Annotated in this window: 19 protein-coding genes and 1 riboswitch; of the genes, 5 read left to right on the top strand and 14 right to left on the bottom strand. The window is 70.7% G+C overall.

Translation table 11 applies throughout. The features are described 5' to 3' along the window. Positions 1–25: 25 nt before the first annotated feature. Positions 26–454: an SRPBCC family protein gene (locus tag ADK52_RS06735; RefSeq protein ID WP_053688851.1), complete on the top strand. Its 429-nt coding sequence runs from the start codon at positions 26–28 to the stop codon at positions 452–454. Positions 455–540: 86 nt separating this feature from the next. Here the strand turns inward: ADK52_RS06735 and ADK52_RS06730 are convergent, their stop codons facing one another. Then, positions 541–1,149, bottom strand: a complete 609-nt coding sequence (locus ADK52_RS06730) for a PadR family transcriptional regulator (RefSeq protein WP_053688850.1) — start codon at positions 1,147–1,149, stop codon at positions 541–543. A gap of 180 nt (positions 1,150–1,329) precedes the next feature. On the opposite strand from ADK52_RS06730, the gene ADK52_RS06725 reads away from it, so the two are divergent. Further along, positions 1,330–2,184: a PhzF family phenazine biosynthesis protein gene (locus ADK52_RS06725; protein WP_053688849.1), complete on the top strand. Its 855-nt coding sequence runs from the start codon at positions 1,330–1,332 to the stop codon at positions 2,182–2,184. Between the two features lie 32 nt (positions 2,185–2,216). Here the strand turns inward: ADK52_RS06725 and ADK52_RS06720 are convergent, their stop codons facing one another. Together ADK52_RS06720 and ADK52_RS06715 are read right to left on the bottom strand one after the other, a co-directional pair. Then, positions 2,217–3,014, bottom strand: coding sequence for a CPBP family intramembrane glutamic endopeptidase (locus ADK52_RS06720; RefSeq protein ID WP_053688848.1), 798 nt, complete (start codon positions 3,012–3,014; stop codon positions 2,217–2,219). Positions 3,015–3,171: 157 nt separating this feature from the next. After that, the gene (locus tag ADK52_RS06715; RefSeq protein ID WP_053688847.1) at positions 3,172–4,707 is read right to left on the bottom strand and encodes a glutamate-cysteine ligase family protein; all 1,536 of its coding nucleotides are present in this window, start codon (positions 4,705–4,707) and stop codon (positions 3,172–3,174) included. A 494-nt stretch (positions 4,708–5,201) separates the two neighbouring features. Here ADK52_RS06715 and ADK52_RS06710 point away from each other — a divergent pair, with 494 nt between their 5' ends. Next, positions 5,202–5,822, top strand: a complete 621-nt coding sequence (locus ADK52_RS06710) for a hypothetical protein (protein WP_053688846.1) — start codon at positions 5,202–5,204, stop codon at positions 5,820–5,822. A 311-nt stretch (positions 5,823–6,133) separates the two neighbouring features. Continuing rightward, a complete protein-coding gene (locus ADK52_RS06705) occupies positions 6,134–6,340 on the top strand; it encodes a DUF5999 family protein (protein ID WP_030158404.1) in 207 nt (68 codons plus the stop codon). Between the two features lie 110 nt (positions 6,341–6,450). Here the strand turns inward: ADK52_RS06705 and gcvP are convergent, their stop codons facing one another. Continuing rightward, positions 6,451–9,336: an aminomethyl-transferring glycine dehydrogenase gene (gene gcvP / locus ADK52_RS06700; RefSeq protein WP_053688845.1), complete on the bottom strand. Its 2,886-nt coding sequence runs from the start codon at positions 9,334–9,336 to the stop codon at positions 6,451–6,453. A 198-nt stretch (positions 9,337–9,534) separates the two neighbouring features. Continuing rightward, a riboswitch (glycine riboswitch) is annotated at positions 9,535–9,633 on the bottom strand. Positions 9,634–9,746: 113 nt separating this feature from the next. Here gcvP and ADK52_RS06695 point away from each other — a divergent pair. Beyond that, entirely contained in the window at positions 9,747–10,118 is a 372-nt protein-coding gene (locus tag ADK52_RS06695; protein WP_030158407.1) for a PRC-barrel domain-containing protein, read from the top strand. On the opposite strand, the gene ADK52_RS06690 is transcribed toward ADK52_RS06695, so the two are convergent. The 10 genes from ADK52_RS06690 to ADK52_RS06645 form a co-directional block, all read right to left on the bottom strand. Further along, complete coding sequence (locus tag ADK52_RS06690; RefSeq protein WP_053688844.1) at positions 10,115–11,605, bottom strand: DNA polymerase IV; 1,491 nt, start codon at positions 11,603–11,605, stop codon at positions 10,115–10,117. The two genes, ADK52_RS06695 and ADK52_RS06690, sit on opposite strands and share 4 nt — an antisense overlap. Before the next feature lie 78 nt (positions 11,606–11,683). Next, positions 11,684–12,322: a MerR family transcriptional regulator gene (locus ADK52_RS06685; RefSeq protein WP_053688843.1), complete on the bottom strand. Its 639-nt coding sequence runs from the start codon at positions 12,320–12,322 to the stop codon at positions 11,684–11,686. Positions 12,323–12,514: 192 nt separating this feature from the next. Next, positions 12,515–12,988: a bifunctional nuclease family protein gene (locus tag ADK52_RS06680; protein WP_030009777.1), complete on the bottom strand. Its 474-nt coding sequence runs from the start codon at positions 12,986–12,988 to the stop codon at positions 12,515–12,517. 64 nt (positions 12,989–13,052) lie between these two features. Next, entirely contained in the window at positions 13,053–13,826 is a 774-nt protein-coding gene (locus ADK52_RS06675) for a MerR family transcriptional regulator (protein ID WP_182508703.1), read from the bottom strand. A gap of 76 nt (positions 13,827–13,902) precedes the next feature. Then, entirely contained in the window at positions 13,903–14,799 is an 897-nt protein-coding gene (locus ADK52_RS39665) for an FHA domain-containing protein (RefSeq protein ID WP_078622164.1), read from the bottom strand. Positions 14,800–14,929: 130 nt separating this feature from the next. Next, complete coding sequence (locus ADK52_RS06665) at positions 14,930–15,793, bottom strand: DUF881 domain-containing protein (protein WP_078988049.1); 864 nt, start codon at positions 15,791–15,793, stop codon at positions 14,930–14,932. 38 nt (positions 15,794–15,831) lie between these two features. Beyond that, positions 15,832–16,164: a small basic family protein gene (locus ADK52_RS06660; RefSeq protein WP_053688841.1), complete on the bottom strand. Its 333-nt coding sequence runs from the start codon at positions 16,162–16,164 to the stop codon at positions 15,832–15,834. Continuing rightward, positions 16,161–17,069 carry a DUF881 domain-containing protein gene (locus tag ADK52_RS06655; RefSeq protein WP_182508702.1) on the bottom strand — a complete coding sequence of 303 codons (909 nt, stop codon included), beginning with the start codon at positions 17,067–17,069 and terminating at the stop codon, positions 16,161–16,163. The genes ADK52_RS06660 and ADK52_RS06655 overlap by 4 nt, the downstream gene beginning before the upstream one ends. Positions 17,070–17,178: 109 nt before the next feature. Continuing rightward, on the bottom strand, positions 17,179–19,674 hold the full coding sequence (locus ADK52_RS06650; protein ID WP_053688839.1) for a mannose-1-phosphate guanyltransferase: 2,496 nt from the start codon (positions 19,672–19,674) through the stop codon (positions 17,179–17,181). A gap of 100 nt (positions 19,675–19,774) precedes the next feature. Continuing rightward, the gene (locus ADK52_RS06645; protein ID WP_053688838.1) at positions 19,775–20,365 is read right to left on the bottom strand and encodes a CDP-alcohol phosphatidyltransferase family protein; all 591 of its coding nucleotides are present in this window, start codon (positions 20,363–20,365) and stop codon (positions 19,775–19,777) included. Positions 20,366–20,527: the final 162 nt, after the last annotated feature.

Below are 20,527 nucleotides of genomic sequence, written 5' to 3'. Positions count from 1 at the left end.
GTACCCGACGAGAAGGGGTGGCCGCATGGCCGAAGTGACCGCGGAATCACGCATCGAGGCGTCCGCCGCGAAGGTCTGGGCCCAGCTGACGGACTGGGCGGCGTACGGCGAGTGGAGCATGACCCACACCAATTTCCCCAAGGGCGGCCCCGAGACCCTCTCGGTCGGGGCGACCTTCGTGGAGAACATGAAGATGATGGGATTCCCGGCCGAGGTCGCCTGGACCGTCTCGGAGCTGGAGGACGAGCGCGTCTTCGCCATCACGGGCAAGGGCCCGATGGGCGTGGCCATCCTCACCCGGTACACCCTCGTCCCCGACGGCGCGGCCACCACGGTCCGCATCGACGGGGAGTTCAACGGCGCCGCCGTCTCCCTCATGGCGGGCAAGCTCAAGGACTCGGCCACCGCCGCGCTGAACGAGTCGCTCCGCAAGCTCGCCGGCCTGGTCTCCTGACCGCTCCCCCGGCGGGTACCCGGATACGGCGGCGCGCCCCGCGAGAGGACTCGCGGGGCGCGCCGTTCTTCACGTGACCGGCCGGCTCAGTGCTCGTCGGCCAGGATCAGGTAGAGCTTCTTGCGGGCGTCGTTGATGACCGCGAGGGCCTTCTCGCGCTGCTCGGCCGAGCCGGTCTTGAAGACCTGGCCGAAGGCCTCGAACAGGCCGATGCCGGCCTGCCGGACCTCGTGCATCGCCTCGAAGTCGACCCCGCGCCCGGCGTCGGCCCAGGGGGCCTCGGAGCCGGACTCGGCCTCGGTGCGGCCGGCGTCGGTGAGCGTGAACAGCTTCTTGCCACCCTCGCTCTCGCTGGAGATGAGCCCCTCGTCCTCGAGCAGCTGGAGGGTCGGGTAGACCGATCCCGGGCTGGGCTTCCAGGCCCCGCCACTGCGCTCGCCGATCTCCTGGATCATCTCGTAGCCGTGCATCGGCCGGTCCTTCAGCAGCGCCAGGATCGAGGCGCGCACGTCTCCGCGCCGGGCCCGGCCGCGCGGTCCGCCGCGCCCACCGCGCCCGCCCCAGGGGCCGCCGCCGAAGGGCGGTCCGAACGGGCCGAAGGCGGCGCGCCGCCCCTTGAACTCCTCCCGACGATCGGGCCCGCAGTGGCCGTGGCCCCGGCCGTGCTCGTGTTCGTGCTGTCCGTGTGAACGCATGACTGCGCTCCTTTCGTCTTGCGGTTTCCTGTCATCGCTCTTGCGATGTCTCTACTATCGTTGACCCATCGCGATGCGTCAACGATATATCGGAAACTCGTACCGAACACGTGCCTGACCAGGCCAGTCATCCGCGATTGGCCTTTGTCGACGTTCAAGGAACCGCCCTACCGTCGGTGCATGCGCCTCCGAATCGTCGACGCCTTCACCGACCGCCCCTTCCGCGGCAACCCCGCCGGAGTCCTCCTCCTCGACGGCGAGTTCCCCCCGGACGCCTGGCTCCAGCAGGTCGCCGCCGAGGTCAACCTCTCCGAGACCGCGTTCGCCCGCCCGCTGCCGCCCGGCGGGGACGCCGACTGGGCCCTGCGCTGGTTCACCCCGACCGCCGAGGTCGACATGTGCGGCCACGCCACGCTCGCCACGGCGCACGTGATCGCGACGAGCGGCCTGGCCACGGGGCTGATCCGGTTCTCCGCGCGGTGCGGCATCCTCACGGCCGTGACCACCGCGAACGCCACGAACGCCGAGACCTCCGAGACCACGGCCGACGGCACGATCACCATGGACTTCCCGACGTCCTCACTGACACCGGTGGAAGCGGACCCCGGCGTACGGAGCGCCCTCGGCGCGGAGATCGTGTCCGTCCACGACACGTCCGAGCACATCGGCGACCTGCTCGTCGAGCTGGCGGACGAGCGGGCCGTACGGGAGCTCACCCCCGACCTCGCCGCCCTGCGCGGCCACTCCCGCCGCGGGGTCATCGTCACCGCGGCCGCCGAGGACCCCTCCCGCGGGTACGACTTCGTCTCCCGCGGTTTCTTCCCGGCCCTCGGGATCGACGAGGACCCGGTCACCGGCAGCGCCCACACCGCGCTCGCCCCGTTCTGGGCCGCCCGGCTGGGCCGTACCTCGCTCGTCGGCCTCCAGGGCGGGGCGCGCACCGGTCGCGTCGCGGTCCGGCTGGCCGGCGACCGTACACTCCTGACCGGCAACGCGGTCACCGTCATCGACGGCGAACTGCTCGCCCGCCCCTGACGGACGAGAGCGAGCGCCGGCGCCGTGGCCGCCTACGGCGTCGGCAGCCAGCCCACCTTGCCCGCGAGCAGCGCGTACCCGCCGAAGGCCACGATGTCGAGCAGCGCGTGCGCGACGACCAGCGGCCCCACCCGGCCCCAGCGGCGGTAGGCCAGCACGAAGACGACGCCCATCACCATGTTGCCGAGGAAGCCGCCGATGCCCTGGTAGAGGTGGTACGAGCCGCGCAGCACCGAGCTGGCCAGCAGTGCGGCCATGGGCGACCAGCCCAGCTGGTCGAGCCGGCGCAGCAGGTAGGCCAGCACGATGATCTCTTCCACCACGGCGTTCTGCAGGGCGGAGAGGATCAGCACGGGGAACTTCCACCACACGTCGGGCAGCGCCTCCGGCACCACCGTGAGGTTGAACCCGCTCGCCCGCGCCGCCAGGTAGAAGGCCAGCCCCGCGCTCCCGATCCCGGCCGCGACCAGGGCTCCGCGCCCCAGGTCCCAGCCGGGCCGGGTGCGGTCGAAGCCCAGCACCCGCAGCCCCGGCACGCCCTCCCGGGTCAGCAGGTGGGCGACCAGCAGCACCGGCACCAGCGCGGTGCCGATGCCGAACAGCTGCCAGGCCAGGTCCAGCCACGGCCGGCCGGGGGCGTACGAGCCGTTGAGCGTGGCGGCCTGGTCCTTGAGGCCGCCCGGCTTGGTCAACGAGCCGATGAAGCTGATCAGCGAGGAGCAGGCGCTCGCCCCCAGCGACAGCGCCAGCACGAGCAGCGTCTCGGTGCGCAGGACCCCCTGCCCGTCCTCGTGCAACGCCTTGACCACCGGCTCCGGATCCGCCCGCACGTCCGACTCCCGTCCCGCCGTTCCGCTTCGTCCACCCCATACTGCCCCTTCGGCGGGGGAAGGGGATCACCGGACCCGGAACGCGGGCGGCGGCGCCGGCTCGGCGGGCCGGCGGCCGCACCGGTTCAGCGCCGCACCGGATCAGCGCCGCACCGGATCAGCGCCGCGCCGGCACCGCGGCGCTCACCTCCTCGTCCGCCAGCCCGACCGGCCACGTGTGCACGGGGTCGCCCTTGTGCATCAGCTCGCTGTAGCGCCGGGTGATGGCGGCCAGGGCCTCGTCCCGTCCCATCCCGGACGCGAGCGCCCGGTGGTAGGTGTCCACCTGCCAGGTCGCCCCGTTGACCCGCCGCTGGCAGCGCTCCTCGATGATGCCGAGGTACAGGTCGCGGTCGGCGGGCTCGATGCCCCACGCGTCCAGCCCGGCCGCCGCCATCGGCAGCAGCTCGTCCAGGACCAGTCGGACGGCGGACACGCTGGCCAGGCCGCCGCCGCGGCCCCGGCGCGGCCAGCGCAGCCGCGCGTCGATGCCGTACCGGCAGGCCGCGTCGAAGTTGGCCTCCGCCTCGGCGAACGGCAGCCGCGTCCACACCGGCCGCTGCTCGTCGGCGAGCGTCCGCACGAGCCCGTAGTAGAAGGCGGCGTTCGCCACCACGTCGGCGACCGTCGGCCCGGCCGGCAGCACCCGGTTCTCCACCCGCAGGTGCGGCATCCCGTCGGCGACCCCGTACACGGGCCGGTTCCACCGGTAGACCGTGCCGTTGTGCAGGACCAGCTCCTGGAGGCTCGGCACCCCGCCCTCGGCGAGCACGCGCAGCGGCTCCTCCTCGTCGCAGATGGGCAGCAGCGCCGGGAAGTACCGGACGTTCTCGGCGAAGAGCTCGTACGCCGACTCCACCCAGCGCTCCCCGAACCAGGTCCGCGGCCGCACCCCCTGGGCCTGCAGCTCGGGCGGCCGGGTGTCGGTGGCCTGGGTGAAGAGCGGCGGCCGCGACTCCCGCCACAGCTCGCGCCCGAACAGGAACGGCGAGTTGGCGCCGACGGCTATCTGTACGGCGGTCACCGCCTGCGCCGCGTTCCACACGTCGGCGAACCGGCCCGGCGTCACCTGGAGGTGCAGCTGCACCGAGGTACAGGCGGCCTCCGGGACGATCGACCCGGTGCTCCAGGTGAGCCGCTCGACCCCGTCGATGTCGAGCAGGAAGTCCTCCCCGCGCATCATCAGGATCTGCTCGTTCAGCAGCGAGTAGCGGTCCACCGCGGAGAGGTTGGCGGTGACCAGGTCGGAGCGGGTGATCGTCGGCAGGATGCCGATCATCACCACCCCGGCGTCGATCTCCGCGGCCTGCCGGTGGGCGTAGCCGAGCCCCGCGCTCAGTTCCTCGGCGAGCTGGTCGAATACCCGGCCGCCGAGGCGGTGCGGAAGTACGTTCACCTCCAGATTGAACATTCCGAGTTCGGTCTGGAAATCCTGGCTCGCTATCCGCTCCAGAACCTGCGCATTCACCATTCTCGGCAACCCGTCGGAACCCGCCAGATTCAGCTCGATCTCCAGCCCCATCATGTTCTTGGGACGATCGAACCTCTTCTCCGCCAGAAGCCGCTCCAGCCCCTCCAGGCACTCGTGGAGCTTCCTCCGATACTTCTGCCGATCGGACAGGTCGAATCCGCCCGCCACGACCTTCTCCCCCATCGGAGCGTCCCTCCTCGATTGCGCCTGGCCCATGCCACCCAGGCGCGCGTGTACGGTCGATGATGCCCCGGAGGCGAGATCCATAACGCACGGGGGGCGTGCGTGGCGGGGAGCGCGCGCCGGTTTGGCCGAAGGGCGCTATGGCACATTCACTTGGCAAGGCGTCTTATGCAAATTCAGCATGGGTTTTGCCGGTTCCGGATAATGGACGCTTTCCAGCCGAGCCCCCGTCCGGTAACCTCCGAGGTCAGCGCGTATTGTTCGCGTGCAACCGGCATGAAAGCCATGTCAGCGGGACCGGTAAGCGCCTTGTCGTCAATAGGCGGGACAGCTAGCCGAAACACTGCGTGAACACATGTCGTATAAACTCCGCAAACGAGGCAGAGAGTTGGCGCGCGGCCATTGCCCCTCAGCCCCCCTCTGGCCCCAGAATGCGACAGCGCCGTCCGCACCTGCCCTGTTCCACAGGTCTCCCAAGTGAGAGGCGACCCACCATGCCGCTGCATGTCCCTCCGGCTCCCGCGCCCGCCCTGCGCAGCGTCCTCGCGGCACTCGGTTCCCCCACCGCCGTCCACGAGGCGCACACTCCGGCCCTGCGCGCGCTGCAGGGCCCGATGACCGCCGAACTGCCGCTGCCGGTCCACGTCCTGGACCGGCTGAACATCTCCCAGCTGGCAGCGGGGGGCCGCCCGCCCCGCACCCGGCTGACCGCCTGGCGGTTCCTGATCCGCAGCGGCGACCGCTACGTCGCGGCCGCGGACACCCGGCTGACGCCGGACGGCTGGGTCTTCTCCCATTTCTTCGAGGGCCCCTATGTCGCGGCCACCGAACGCGCCCTGCGCCAGGCGGAATCGCTCGCCAAGAGCTACCAGCCGCGGTTGCTCTCCGTACCGGAGCTGTACATGCTGACGCTGTGGCTGCACGGGGCGGTCGGCGCCGACGCCTCCGCCGGGCTGCCCGCCGCCGCGGATCTGCTGGTGCCGCTGGCTCCGGCCCCGCCCGGTATCGCCCCGTACCGGCCGCATCCGGTGTCCGAACTGCTGCCCGTGATGACGCACCGGCTCACTCCGCCGAGCCCGCCGGTCCCGCCGTCGCTGGCCGCGCCGGCCGCCTGAGCGGGTCCGGGGCCGCGGTGCAGCGGGTCTGAGCAGGTGCGTTCCATGCCGGTGGTCCGTACGACCCATTCGGCCTAGCCCGGCCGGGCCATCCCCGAACCATCCGAAATGACAGGGGAGTTGACCTGAACCGCCCGCACGAGTGATGCGTCATCAATCTATGAGGACAGCTGCCGGGAAATCCCTGCGGACGCAACTCCGGAGGGCAACACTGGGACCCTGACCAAACCAAGACGTTGATACGGGGGGCGGCCATGAACAAAGCTTCGAGCCGCAGCACACAGACCACATCGCAGCGAAAGAACGCATCCATGTGCCAGCACCAGCCAGCGTGCCCGTCAGCCGACTCCGCCGACCGGGAGGCCGCCAAGCCGTTGGCCAACCACCCGGAACAGGGCTGGAGCCTGCTGTGCAACGGCGTCCTGCTCTTCGAGGACACCGGTGAGCTGCTGCCGGACGGCCAGATCATCGCCCCGCACCGCCCGCTCGCGGCGGCGCACGTGATGAAGGCGGCCTAGTCGGCGACAGCACTGAACGGGAACGGAGCAGGGACGAACGACGAGGGGCCGGCCCGGAATGATTCTCCCGGACCGGCCCCTTCGTCATGCCGTCACGTCATACGAATGTGTCAGTTGTCGTACTCGTCCAGCGGCGGGCAGGAGCAGACCAGGTTGCGGTCGCCGAAGGCACCGTCGATGCGGCGCACCGGCGGCCAGTACTTCTCCGCGGCCGTGACCCCACCGGGGAAGACGGCCTCGTCGCGGCTGTACGGGTGGTTCCACTCGCCGCCCAGCGCCGCCGCCGTGTGCGGGGAGTTCGCCAGCGGGTTGTCGTCCACCGGCCACTCGCCGCCCGCGACCCGGTCGATCTCGCCGCGGATGGCGATCATCGCGTCGCAGAAGCGGTCGATCTCGGCGAGGTCCTCGGACTCCGTCGGCTCGATCATCAGCGTGCCGGCCACGGGGAACGACATGGTGGGCGCGTGGAAGCCGTAGTCGATCAGGCGCTTGGCGATGTCGTCGATGCTGACGCCCGTCGCCTTGGACAGCGGGCGCATGTCGATGATGCACTCGTGCGCGACCAGGTTGCCCGGGCCGGTGTAGAGCACCGGGTAGTGCGGCTCCAGGCGCTTGGCGATGTAGTTCGCGCCGAGTACGGCCACCTGGGTGGCGCGCTTGAGGCCCTCGCCGCCCATGAGGCGCACGTACGACCAGGAGATCGGCAGGATGCCGGCCGAGCCCCACGGCGCCGCCGAGATCGGGCCGACGCCCGTCTCCGGGCCCGCGGTCGGCTGGAGCGGGTGGTTCGGCAGGTACGGGGCCAGGTGCGCCCGGACGCCGACCGGGCCGACGCCCGGGCCGCCGCCGCCGTGCGGGATGCAGAAGGTCTTGTGCAGGTTCAGGTGCGAGACGTCGCCGCCGAAGTGACCCGGCTTGGCCAGGCCCACCAGGGCGTTGAGGTTGGCGCCGTCCACGTAGACCTGGCCGCCGGCCTCGTGCACCTGGGCGCAGATGTCGGCGACGTGCTCCTCGAACACACCGTGCGTCGAGGGGTAGGTGATCATCAGTACGGCGAGCTCGTCGCGGTACTGCTCGATCTTGGCGCGCAGGTCGGCCGCGTCCACCTCGCCGTCGTCGGCGGTCTTGACGACGACGACCTTCATGCCGGCCATCACGGCGCTGGCGGCGTTGGTGCCGTGCGCGGAGGACGGGATGAGGCAGACGGTGCGCTGCTCGTCACCGTTCGCCCGGTGGTAGGCGCGGACGGCCAGCAGACCGGCGAGCTCACCCTGGGAGCCGGCGTTCGGCTGGATGGAGACCTTGTCGTAGCCGGTGACCTCGCAGAGACGTTCCTCCAGCTCGGTGATGAGCGTGAGGTACCCCTCGGCCTGCTCGACCGGGGCGAACGGGTGCAGCTGGCCGAATTCGGGCCAGGTGACCGGCTCCATCTCGGTGGTCGCGTTGAGCTTCATGGTGCAGGAGCCCAGCGGGATCATGCCGCGGTCCAGCGCGTAGTCCTTGTCCGCCAGCTTGCGCAGGTAGCGCAGCATCGCGGTCTCGCTGCGGTGCTGGTGGAAGACCGGGTGCGCCAGGTAGTCGTCCGAGCGCAGCAGGGCCTCGGGCAGCGCGTCGGCGGTGGTCTCGTCCAGCGCCTCGATGTCCGCGCTCACGCCGAAGGCGGCCCAGACGGCCTCGACGCCGGCGCGCAGCGTCGTCTCGTCGCAGGAGACGGAGACGTGGTCGGCGTCGACCTGGAACAGGTTGACCCCGCCCTCGCGGGCGGCGGCGACGACCTCGGCGGCCTTGCCGGGCACCCGGGCGGTGAGGGTGTCGAAGTACGAGCCGTGCACCAGCTCGACGCCGCCGGCCGTCAGACCGGCCGCGAGCAGGGCCGCGTAGCGGTGCGTACGGCGGGCGATCGTCCGCAGGCCGTCCGGACCGTGGTAGACGGCGTACATGCCGGCCATGACGGCGAGCAGCACCTGCGCGGTGCAGATGTTGCTGGTGGCCTTCTCGCGGCGGATGTGCTGCTCGCGGGTCTGCAGGGCCAGGCGGTACGCCTTGTTGCCGTCCGCGTCCACGGAGACGCCGACGAGGCGGCCCGGCAGCGAGCGGGCGTGCTTGTCCTGGACGGCCATGTAGCCGGCGTGCGGGCCGCCGAAGCCCATCGGGACGCCGAAGCGCTGGGTGGTGCCGACGGCGATGTCCGCGCCGAGCGCGCCCGGGGAGGTCAGCAGGGTCAGCGCGAGCAGGTCGGCGGAGACGGCGACGATCGCGCCGAGGCCGTGCGCCTGGTCGATGACCGGCTTGATGTCCCGTACGGCGCCGGAGGCGCCCGGGTACTGCAGGAGCACACCGTAGACGCCGCGCTCGGCGACCTCGGCCGGGATGCCCTCGGAGAGGTCGGCGACGACGATCTCGATGCCGATCGGCTCGGCGCGGGTCTCGATCACGGCGATCGTCTGCGGCAGCGCGTCGGCGTCGACGAGGAAGATGTTGCCCTTGGACTTGCCGACGCGGCGGGCCAGCGTCATGGCCTCGGCGGCCGCGGTGCCCTCGTCGAGCAGGGAGGCGCCGGAGGTCGGCAGACCGGTGAGGTCGGCGACGACGGTCTGGAAGTTGAGGAGCGCCTCCAGGCGGCCCTGCGAGATCTCGGGCTGGTAGGGCGTGTACGCCGTGTACCAGGCCGGGTTCTCCATCACGTTGCGCAGGATCACCGGCGGCGTGAAGGTCCCGTAGTAGCCGAGACCGATCATCGGGGTGAGGACCTGGTTGCGGTCGGCGAGGGAGCGGAGCTCGGCCAGCACCTCGGCCTCGGTCCGCGCCTCGGGCAGGTTCAGCGCCTCGGCGCTCTTGATCACATCCGGCACCGCGGCGGCGGTCAGTTCGTCCAGCGAGCCGTAGCCCACGTGGGCGAGCATCTTCGCCTGCGCCTCGGCATCCGGGCCGATGTGGCGCTGCTCGAAGGGGATGCCTCGCTCCAGCTGGGAGAGCGGAATGCGGTTGGCGGTCATGTACGGAGGCCTCCTGGGTCGTACGACCTGCGAGGGGCACCACGGCGCGGGCACCCGGACGGCCTCCCCCTCTGTCATCTCAACCTGAGAGCTTCACCGGAGTCGCGGGGGTGACCCGCGGATTCCGGCTTTCACCGTCGGTGAGGAGGGGAACCGGCACTGCGCGCCCGGTACCCGCCCCTGCTTTCCAGAGTGGCCTCGTCACGTGCGGTACGTATGCCTGAGAGATTCCGGGGAGGATTTGCTCCTTCGGCGCCTCCGTCGTACTCACTCGGAGGACTCTCCCGCACAGGGTCAACAGCCATCACCCAGCCTACCAGCGAGGTTCTGGGACCTGCCTCGAGTGGCCCGTACTCCGGAAATGCCCTTCTGTAGTCATTACGGAGGAGTTGCGACCATATGGAGGGACCGTGCAGACCGACATCGATCCGCGCAGCCTGATCGGCCGCAAGGCGTTCGACCGCAACGGAACCAAGATCGGCACCGTTGACGAGGTCTACCTCGACGATGCCACGGGCGTGCCCGAATGGGCCGCCGTCCGGACGGGCCTGTTCAGCCGGGACGCGTTCGTCCCGCTGGAGCCGAGCGAGGTCGTCGACGACACCCTGCGGGTCCCCTTCGAGCGCTCCCTCATCAAGGACGCCCCCGACTTCGGCGTCGGCCGCCACCTCTCCCCCGAACAGGAACTCCAGCTCTACCACCACTACGGACTGGACGTCTCCCTCCCGTCGGACATCCAGCGCGACTTCGGCCGCCTGGCGAACGGCGAGGACACCCCCTAGATCCCGTCCGTCCCGGCCTGCCCCACGAGGGGCAGCGGATCGGAGGGTTCCAGCTCGGGGTCGTCCACCCGGAAGGTCCGCACCCGGCCCGGCGGCGATCCGGGCTGCTCGAACCGCACGGTCACCCTCCCGACCCCGCTGCCCTGCACCCACCCGGGCCCGTACACGGCGTGCAGTACGTCACTCCCGGCCGCCCAGCGCCGCTCCGGGGCGGGCTCCGGTTCCCCGGCCGGCGCTGCCGTCTGCGCACCCTGCGGGGCCTCTCCGGGCCCTCCAGGCGCTCCTGGCACCCCGGCCTCCCGGGCACCTGCCGGCTCGGCGGCCGCGCCCTCCACGGCCGCCTCGGCAGCCGCCTGCGCCGCTGCCTCCGCCGCTGCTTCCGCGGCTGCCTCCGCGGCGGCCTCCGCCTCCGCCGCCTTGGACTGCGCGAACAGGTCCTCCTGCGTGTAGTCCGCGAGGCCCGTCACGCCCACCCCCAGCAGCCGGACCCCGCCCATGGTGTCCACCGCCTCCAGCAGCCGCGCCGCGGCCTCCCGCACCACCGCGGGGTCGTCGGTGGGCCCCCGCAGCGTCTCGGAGCGCGTCAGGGTCGAGAAGTCGTAGCGCCGCACCTTCAGCACGATCGTGCGCCCCGAGTGCCCCGAGCCCCGCAGCCGCTGCACGCACCGGTCGGCGAGACGCTGCACCTCGGTCCGGATCCGCACCGCGTCGTGCAGGTCCACGTCGAAGGTGTCCTCCACCGACACGGACTTCGCGTCGCGCTCGGCGACCACCGGCCGGTCGTCCAGCCCCAGCGCCATCCGGTACAGCCCGACCCCGTGCGAGCGCCCCACCAGCCGGACCAGCTCGTCCTCCCCGGCTTCGGCCAGCTCCCCGACCGTGCTGATGCCGGCCCGCCGCAGGTGCTCCCCGGTGACCGGCCCCACCCCGGGCAGGGTCCGTACCGTCATCGGGGCGAGCAGCTCCCGTTCGGTCCCCGGCTCGATCAGCAGCAGCCCGGCCGGCTTGGCCTCCTCGGACGCCACCTTGGCCAGCATCTTGGAGCCCGCCAGCCCGACGGAGCCGCTCAGTCCGGTCGCGGCCCGGATGTCCGCCCGCAGCCGCTCCCCCGTCTCCCGGGCGCTCTTCGAGTCGAAGGCGGTCCCGCCCGCCTCCAGGTCCACGAAGGCCTCGTCCAGGCTCAGGGGCTCCACGAGCGGGGACAGCTCCCGCAGCAGTCCCATGACCACCTCGCTGACCGCCTGGTACAGCCGGAAGCGGGGGATCAGGTACGCGCCGTTCGGGCAGAGCCGGCGCGCCTGGCCCATCGGCATCGCCGAATGCACCCCGAAGCGCCGGGCCTCGTAGGACGCGGTGGCGACCACCCCGCGCGGTCCGAGCCCGCCGACGATCACGGCCTTCCCGCGCAGGCTCGGCTTCGACGCCTGCTCCACGGAGGCGTAGAAGGCGTCCATGTCCAGGTGCAGGATGGTCGGCGCGGCTCTCACAGCCCCGATGCTGCCTCATGCCACTGACATTCGGCCGGGGCCGGGCCCGGCGTCTTCCGACCGCGCCGGGAAGGGGTCTCAGCCGGCCCGGTTGCGCCGCGCCGCCAGCTCGTCCGTCGCGTTGTGGCCGACCACCGTCTCGCCGGTGTCGACCCGCTCGCCGTGCAGCTGCGACAGCGCGTTCTCCACGTCGCGCCAGACCACGCCCACGGCGATGCCGAAGATGCCCTGCCCGCCCTGGAGCAGGCTCACGACCTGGTCCGGCGAGGTGCACTCGTACACGGTGGCGCCGTCGCTCATCAGCGTCATGCGCTCCAGGTCCGAGAACCCGCGGTCGCGCAGGTGCTGGACGGCGGTCCGGATGTTCTGCAGCGCCACCCCGGTGTCCAGGAAGCGCTTGACGATCTTCAGGACGACGACGTCCCGGAAGCTGTAGAGACGCTGGGTCCCCGAGCCGTACGCGGGGCGCACCGTGGGCTCCACCAGCCCGGTCCGCGCCCAGTAGTCGAGCTGGCGGTACGTGATGCCCGCCGCGGCGCACGCGGTCGGTCCCCGGTAGCCCACCTGCTCGGGTGCCGCGTCCGCGCCCACCGGTGCGACCGGCGCGTTGTCCGGCTGGCGGCGCGCGGAACCGGCCGCACTGCCGTGGAGCGGGTACGGCCCACCGTCACTCCGCACGGGGATGCCCCCGGTCGTACCGTCGCCCGTGACTCTCACGCCGACCCTCCGTCCTTGACCTGCCCCCTCGAAGGTAGGCAGTCACCAGGGGTGCGTCAACGATCGCCACACTCGGCACGCCGAGTGATAATCACCCTGAGAGTGGTTTCCCGTGTCCTGTGCCGGGGAAAAGCTAACCGAATGGGCTGATTCACCCCGTGGACACGCGGCGCGGACGGCGCGGCCGAAGGCTCACTGCGGGCCGGTACCGAAGTCCTCCGGGGAGATCTGGTCGAGGAACTCGCGGAACTTCTCCACCTCGTCCTCCTGCTCGTCCGGAATGGCGATTCCGGCGTCGTCCAGCACGCCGTCGCTCCCGTAGATCGGCGTCCCGGTACGCAGGGCCAGCGCTATGGCGTCGGAAGGCCGCGCACTCACCTCGACCCCGCTGGCGAAGACAAGCTCCGCGTAGAAGACGCCCTCCCGCAGATCCGTGATCCGGACCTCGGTGAGCTCCTCGCCGATCGCCTCCAGCACGTCCTTGAACAGGTCGTGCGTCAGCGGCCGGGCAGGGGCCATGCCCTGCTGCGCGAAGGCAATGGCGGTCGCCTCCCCTGGTCCGATCCAGATGGGGAGGTACCGGTCGCCTCCCACTTCACGCAGGAGCACGATCGGTTGGTTGGAGGGCATTTCCACCCGGACACCCACAACGTCGAGCTCGTTCACACAGCAACCCTAGGACCTGCCCGGCAGGTTTGGGTAGTCGGGCCCCCCTCGGGGATCACCGAGGTCAGTGCAGACGGACCCCGAGCGCGGTCTGTACCAGGGCCTCGTGGAGCCGTACGGACAGCCCCGCGAGCTCCTTCAGAGTGGCCTCGGCGTGCGCCCGGGTCTGCGGGTTGCGGTGCCGCCGCAGCGGTGCCACGACCTGCTCCACCAGACCCGCCTCGCGGTCCGCGGCGGCCTTCATGGCCCGCAGGTGCCGCGGCTCCAGCCCGAACCGGCCCAGATCCGCCACCAGCCGGGCCACGGTGACCGTCTCGGCGTCGAATCCGCCGCCCGGGGCCTCTCCGATCAGCCCGTACGACTCCCACTCCGCGAGCTGCGCCTCGTCCACCTCGGCCGCGGAGAGCAGCTCGGCGCGCCCCACCCGGGCCGCGGTGGACCGCTCCCGGCCTACCTCGCCGTAGACGGCGGAAGGGCTCGCGGGATCGACGGACTCCCCGTGCGCCGTGGGCGCGGGGATCCGGATCTGCTCGCCGCGGGCGAGCGCGTCCAACTGCTCGCGAATGACCTTCAACGGCAGGTAGTGGTCCCGCTGCAACCGCAGGATCCGGGCCAGCCGCTCGACGTCCTCGGTGCTGAACTTGCGGTATCCGGAAGGTGTGCGCCGGGGCTCGACGAGCCCCTCCGCCTCCAGGAAGCGGATCTTCGAGATCGTGACTTCGGGGAACTCGTCGCGCAGCAGCGTGAGCACCGTGCCGATGCTCACCAGCCGCCCGGCCGAGCCGGCACTGCCGGCGGCGCCGCTCTTCGGGGCACCGCCGGCCGGGATACGCAGCATGGGACCTTCCCTCTGGGGGTGTCCCCCGGACGGGGTCCGGAGGTGGGTGTCCCCCCAGGCGGAGCCCAGGGGGCGGTCAGATGCCCCGCAGGCTCGCGTAGAAGACCATCCGGTACTTGCCGATCTGTACTTCGTCGCCGTTGTGCAGGGCGACCGAGTCGATCGGCTCACGGTTCACGTACGTGCCGTTGAGGCTGCCCACGTCGGCGACGGTGAAGCCGCCGTCCTGGCTCCTGCGGAACTCGACATGCCGCCGGGAGACCGTGACGTCGTCCAGGAAGATGTCGCTCTGCGGGTGCCGGCCCGCCGTGGTCAGCTCACCGTCCAAGAGGAAGCGGCTGCCGGAGTTGGGTCCGCGCCGCACGATGAGCAGAGCGGAACCCGGAGGCAGAGCTTCCACCGCGGCCTGGGCCTCGGGGGACAGCGAGGACGACACGTGCTGTTGTCCCGACACCTCGGCCTCGTAGGCCTCGAGGCCCGAGATCGAGATGGTGGACGTGGTCTCCGAGGCACGCTCCGGCGTCAGGCCCGCCCGCAGCGGCGCGCCGCAGTTGGAGCAGAACCGGCTGGCCGCATCGCTGCGGTGTCCGCACCTGCTGCAAACCTGCTCGGCCGACATGGACGGCTCCTCGCGCCGCGGCTGCCCCGCGGAGGCATTGGTGGCATACGGGTCGGGGGCAAACCCTCCACCCGAACTTGAGGTTGATGGTTCACCGAAACCTATGCGTCCGGAACCGGCAGGGTCAACAGACGACGCGCCCGGCGCGCCCGAAACATCCCCCGCGCCGGCGACCTCGTCACGGAAGAGCGGCCGGTCGCCCTGCCCTTCCACCTCTCCCTGCCCCGCGCGGTGCTTGGCCGCACCGCTTTCCTCGCGGTTCTTCTTGCCGAACAACTTCTCAAACAACTTCACGGGCGATTCCCCTTGAACGAAACAGACCCGCCCGTGGGGCAGGACGAACTCCGAATGCACACACCTGCCGACCCGGACATTCTCACAACGTCCGTAACCACCAGACAGTTTCCACCACGCGGCACGACTTCAGTGCGCCGACCCCCCGCAGGCATCAGCCCGCGTGAGCCCGTCCGCGCTCCGTCCCGCGTCACGACGTTGACGACCGAGCGTAGTCAGGCTGCTTCGCAGCCCGCAAGGCATCCACAACGATCTTCGCCGACCGTGTGACGGCAACGGTGGCCTGTTCCTTCTCCAGCGTCTGCACGACACCGCCGGGAATGTTCAGGGCGGGCTCCAGATCCTGCGGCTTGCCGATCACCTTGAACTCATAAGGCTGTGTGATCTTCTTACCGTCGATCCCGATCCCGCCGCCTTCGTCCGAGAAGAACGAGCTCGCCACGATGCGCACCCCGTTGACCTGGATCGCCTCGGCCCCGGCCGCCCGCAGCTCCTGGAGGGTGTCCAGCAGCTGGTCCGACTGCACCTGCCCCTTGGGATCGGTGATCTTCAAGGTGATGCCCGGTCCCTGCGCCGCCACCGTACCGGCCAGGATCCCGAGTTGGCGTTCCTTCTCGACCGTCTGGCGACGGGCCTCCTCGGCCTGGTTCGAGCTGCTCTCCAGTTCCTTGCGCTGGTCATCCAGCCGCTGCTTCTCGTCCTCCAGGCGCTTGGTCCGCCCGTCGAGCTCGTCGAGGATCCGTACGAGGTCCTCCTGACGGGCACCGCGCAGCGCGCTGGAGTCGCTGTTCGAGCGCACCTGGATGGCCAGGCCCAACCCGAGGACGAACAGGAGCAGCGCGACGATCAGTTGGGCGCGGCTCACGCGCGGCGGCCACACCGCCTCCGCCAGCCGCCGCCGGCCGCTCTGCGCGGCCTCGGCGGGCTTCGCGGCCTGGCCGGGCTCACCGGGCTGACCCGGCTGACCGGCCTGGCCGCCCCGGGCTCCCTCGCCGGCCGCCGCGGGCTCGGCGGGCCGGGCCGGCCCGTCTTCCGGCGGCAGCTCGGAGCCCATCGGCTCCTCGGGCGGGTTGTCGTTCGTACCCATCGGCCTCACGCCCGGAACACGTGCCGGCGGATGGCCGCGGCGTTGGAGAAGATGCGGATGCCGAAGACCACGACCACACCGGTGGACAGCTGCGAGCCGACGCCCAGCTTGTCGCCGAGGAAGACGATCAGCGCCGCGACGACCACGTTCGACAGGAACGACACCACGAAGACCTTGTCGACGAAGATGCCGTCCAGCATCGCGCGCAGACCCCCGAACACCGCGTCCAGCGCCGCCACCACGGCGATCGGCAGATAAGGCTCGACGACGGCCGGCACTTCGGGCCGGACCAGAAGTCCGACCACCACTCCGGCCACCAGGCCCAGTACCGCGATCACGATGCACCCTTCTTCGGCTCTTCTGCTGTAGCTGTACGTACGGTCAGGCTCGACGCGGCGGGCAGCCGCAGCCCGTCCGCCGGGGACAAGGTGGCGCGGATCCCGTAGTTCTCCTGCAGCGCGTGCAGGTACTGGCCGTCCGCGGAGTCCTGGAAGGCCGTCCCGAGCCGCTTCTTGTCCCCCACCGCCAGCACCTCGTACGGCGGCACCAGCGGCCTGTTGTCGACCAGTATCGCGTCGCCCGCGGCCCTGATCGCCGACAACGCCGTCAGCCGCTGCCCGTTGATCGAGACCGCCTCGGCGCCGGACTGCCAGAGCCCGTTGACGATCTTCTGCATGTCCCGGTCCCGCAGCCGGCCGGTGTCCGAGAACCCGGCGTTCTCGCGCGGCTTGCCGCCACCGCCCGAGGAGGAGCCCTTCGCGTCGTCCACGACCAGCTTGAGACCGGGCCCCTGGACTTCCGTCGCACCGGACAGCAGCGCCACGAGCTGCCCCTGGTCCCCGCCGTGCTGCTTGAGCGCCTCTCGCTGGCGGCTCGCGACGTTCTCCCGCAGCCGCTCGATGTCCCGCTCCAGGCCGTCCGCGTGCTCGTCGGCCCGCTGCACCCGGTCGATCAGCTCCTGCCGTTCCTTGGCCAGCACCGGCGCGGCTATCCGCGCCTGGGCGGCACCCAGCGTGACGACCATGGCGGCGAGCACGAGCCCGGCGGCGAGCGCCAGCTTGGCCTTCAGGGTGCGCGGCAGACCCGCCGTGCCCTCCGCCTCGCGCCGGGCCGACGCTTGCGCGTAGCCCTCGTCGAGGCTGTGGTCCATCACGTGCGTCAGCAGCGACATGGAGGCGTCCGGGCGCGCGGGAGGCGCCGGCGCCGAACTCCGGTTGTGGGGCGGCTGCGACATGCCGCTCATCGTCGCATGTCGGCGCCGCCCACACCGAATGCGCCCGTCCGGTGGACAGGGAGCGGCTTCCGCCGCACCCGGCCCACCGGACCACGCCGTTTCCGTCGGCTACGGGAGCTCAGTGCCCGGCGCCGTCCACCACGCCCGCCCACTCGTCCAGCAGCGCCTGCGCGGACGCGTCGTCGGGACCCTCGGCCCACAGGTGCGTGACCGCCTCCGCCGGGTCCGGCAGGACCAGCGCCCACCGCCCGTCGGCCTCGACCACCCGCACACCGTCGGTGGTGTCCACCTGCCGGTCCCCCGCCGCCTCCACGACCCGCCGCATGACGAGCCCCTTCACCGCCCACGGGGTCGGCACGTCCCGCTTGAGTACATGGGCTCGCGGTATCCGCGCATCGATCTGGCTCAGCGTGAGCTGCGTCCGCGCCACCAGCCCGATCAGCTGGACGAACGCCGCCGACCCGTCGAAGACGCTGCTGAACTCCGGAACGATGTAGCCGCCCCGGCCGTCCCCGCCGAAGATCGTGTTCTCCGCCCGGCCCACGCGCGTCAGGTCGTCGGGCGAGGTCGTCGTCCACTCGACCTGCGTCCCGTGGTACGCCGCCACCTGCTCGGCGATCCGGGTCGTGGTCACCGGCAGCGCCACCTTGCCGCTGCGCTTCTCCGCGGCCACCAGGTCGAGCAGCACCAGCAGTGCCCGGTCGTCCTCGATGATCCGCCCGCGCTCGTCCACCAGGGAGATCCGCTCGCCCACCGGGTCGAAGCGCACTCCGAAGGCGGCCCGCGCCGAGGCCACGATCTCCCCGAGCCGCACCAGCCCGGCCCGCCGGGACTCCGCGGTCTCCGTCGGCCGGGACTCGTCGAGCCCCGGGTTGATCGTCAGCGCGTCCACTTCGAGCCGGCCCAGCAGGCTGGGCAGAACCAGCCCGGCACTGCCGTTGGAGGCGTCCACGACCACCTTGAGCCCGGAATCGGCGACACCGGTCGTGTCCACCCGGCGCAGCAGGGACCCCGTGTAGGCGTCGAAGACACTGCCCGGGAACTGCAGGTCGCCGATCTCGCCCGGGAACGCCCGCCGGTACTCCTGCCGCGCGTACACCCGGTCCAGCTTGCGCTGCTGCTGGAGCGAGAGGTCCGCTCCCCGCTCGTCCAGGAACATGATGTCGACCGAGTCCGGTACTCCGGGCGAGGTCCGCACCACGATCCCGCCCGCGGTACCCCGCGCGGTCTGCTGCCGCGCCACCGGCAGCGGTACGTTCTCCAGGTCGCGCACGTTGATCGCGCTGCACTGCAGCGCCGAGATCACCGCCCGCTTGAGCGCTCTCGCGCCGCGGGAGTGGTCACGGGCCGTGGTGACCGTCGCGCCCTTCTTCAGGGTCGTCGCGTACGCCCCGGCGAGCCGGACCACCAGCTCGGGGGTGATCTCCACGTTCAGGATGCCGGTGACTCCACGGGCGCCGAACAGATGCGCCTGACCGCGCGACTCCCAGATCACCGACGTGTTGACGAAGGCGCCGGCCTCGATCGTCTTGAAGGGGTAGACGCGCACGTTCCCCTGAATGATCGATTCCTCACCGACCAGGCACTCGTCGCCGATGACGGCGCCGTCCTCGATCCGGGCGGCCCGCATGATGTCGGTGTTCTTGCCGATGACGCAGCCGCGCAGATTGCTGTGGGGCCCGATGTAGACGTTGTCGTGGATGACGGCCCTGTGCAGGAAGGCCCCGCTCTTCACGACGACGTTCGAACCGACGACCGTGTGCTCGCGGATCTCCACGCCGGCCTCGACCTTGGCGTAGTCCCCGATGTACAGCGGCCCGCGCAGCACGGCGTCCGGGCTGACCTCGGCACCTTCGGCGATCCACACGCCGGGCGAGATCTCGAAGCCGTCCATGTCGACCTGGACCTTGCCTTCGAGTACGTCGGCCTGCGCCTTGACGTAGCTCTCGTGCGTACCGACGTCCTCCCAGTAGCCCTCGGCCACATAGCCGAAGATCGGCCGGCCTTCCTTCATCAGCTGCGGGAAGACATCGCCCGACCAGTCGACCGGAACATCCGGGTCCACGTAATTGAAGACCTCGGGCTCCATCACGTAGATACCGGTGTTGACGGTGTCCGAGAACACCTGTCCCCATGTCGGCTTTTCGAGGAAGCGCTCCACCTTGCCTTCCTCGTCCACGATGGTGATGCCGAATTCCAGCGGGTTCGGCACCCGGGTCAGGCACACCGTGACGAGTGCGCCCTTCTCCTTGTGGAAGCGGATGAGGTCGGTGAGGTCGAAGTCGGTGAGCGCATCGCCGGAAATGACGAGGAAAGCATCGTCCTTCAGGGCCTCCTCGGCGTTCTTCACACTGCCGGCGGTGCCGAGTGGCTTCTCCTCGTTGGCATAGGTGAGCTCCATTCCGAGCTCCTCGCCGTCACCGAAGTAGTTCTTGACGAGTGAGGCCAAGAACTGGACGGTAACAACGGTCTCGCTGAGCCCATGCCGCTTGAGCAGCCTGAGCACGTGCTCCATGATCGGCCGGTTGGCCACCGGCAGGAGCGGCTTGGGCATGCTCGAGGTCATGGGGCGAAGGCGAGTGCCTTCGCCACCGGCCATCACGACGGCCTTCATGTCGGAAGAGTCCTCCTAGAGAGACGACGTTCTCGCCGACCTCACCCGTCCCGGACGGTGACTCCGCAACTCCTCCGCGTCAGCACCACGCCGAGCGAGCTCAATCGGCCGCGGCGTCCGCCTTCACGAGCCGGCGGACTTGCACCACGTAAAGGATTCCTGCCCACCAGTAGAGGGTTGTACCCCATCCGGCGAACGCCCATCCGAAAACTGCCCCCATCCAGGCCAACCAACCCGTACCGTCACTGAGCAACAGCAGGGGGAAGGCGTACATCAGGTTGAAGGTCGCGGCCTTGCCGAGGAAGTTGACCTGCGGCGGCGGATAGCCGTGACGGCGCAGGATCCAGACCATGACGAGCAGCATCAGCTCACGGGCCACCAGCGCCCCGGTGAGCCACAGCGGCAGAATGTCTCGATAGGTCAGACCGAAGAGCGTGGAGAGGATGTACAGCCGGTCTGCGGCCGGATCCAGCAGCCGACCGAGGTTGCTGATCTGATTCCAGCGCCGCGCCAGCTTGCCGTCGAGGTAGTCGCTGACCCCGCTGAGCATGAGGACGGCCAGTGCCCAGCCGTCGTGCTTCTCCAGAATCAGCCAGAGGAACAGGGGCACGCCGGCGAGGCGAGCCATGCTCAGGATGTTCGGAATGGTGAAAATTCGGTCCGTCTGAACCCGAGTCTCCTGGACCTCCACCCGGGGGCCTCCACTGTTGAACGTACGAACGATGCCTCCTGACCCTACAGGAAGCCGCACCGGCCCAGAACGCAGAAAAGCCCCGTACCGGATACCCGGTACGGGGCTTTCTACAATGATTGTTCGGCGGCGTCCTACTCTCCCACAGGGTCCCCCCTGCAG

The organism is Streptomyces sp. WM6372, assembly GCF_001279655.1.
Classification (GTDB): Bacteria; Actinomycetota; Actinomycetes; order Streptomycetales; family Streptomycetaceae; genus Streptomyces.
Note: the sequence above shows the minus strand (reverse complement) of the source record. Positions and strands in the feature narration are given on the sequence as shown.

Bases quoted from the DNA above. Each gene is read 5' to 3' on its own strand.
- ADK52_RS06735 (WP_053688851.1), top strand. From the start codon at position 26: ATGGCCGAAGTGACCGCGGAATCACGCATCGAGGCGTCCGCCGCGAAG.
- ADK52_RS06730 (WP_053688850.1), bottom strand. From the start codon at position 1,149: ATGCGTTCACACGGACAGCACGAACACGAGCACGGCCGGGGCCACGGC.
- ADK52_RS06725 (WP_053688849.1), top strand. From the start codon at position 1,330: ATGCGCCTCCGAATCGTCGACGCCTTCACCGACCGCCCCTTCCGCGGC.
- ADK52_RS06715 (WP_053688847.1), bottom strand. From the start codon at position 4,707: ATGGGGGAGAAGGTCGTGGCGGGCGGATTCGACCTGTCCGATCGGCAG.
- ADK52_RS06710 (WP_053688846.1), top strand. From the start codon at position 5,202: ATGCCGCTGCATGTCCCTCCGGCTCCCGCGCCCGCCCTGCGCAGCGTC.
- ADK52_RS06705 (WP_030158404.1), top strand. From the start codon at position 6,134: ATGTGCCAGCACCAGCCAGCGTGCCCGTCAGCCGACTCCGCCGACCGG.
- gcvP (WP_053688845.1), bottom strand. From the start codon at position 9,336: ATGACCGCCAACCGCATTCCGCTCTCCCAGCTGGAGCGAGGCATCCCC.
- ADK52_RS06675 (WP_182508703.1), bottom strand. From the start codon at position 13,826: ATGCTGCGTATCCCGGCCGGCGGTGCCCCGAAGAGCGGCGCCGCCGGC.
- ADK52_RS06665 (WP_078988049.1), bottom strand. From the start codon at position 15,793: ATGGGCTCCGAGCTGCCGCCGGAAGACGGGCCGGCCCGGCCCGCCGAG.
- ADK52_RS06655 (WP_182508702.1), bottom strand. From the start codon at position 17,069: ATGAGCGGCATGTCGCAGCCGCCCCACAACCGGAGTTCGGCGCCGGCG.
- ADK52_RS06650 (WP_053688839.1), bottom strand. From the start codon at position 19,674: ATGAAGGCCGTCGTGATGGCCGGTGGCGAAGGCACTCGCCTTCGCCCC.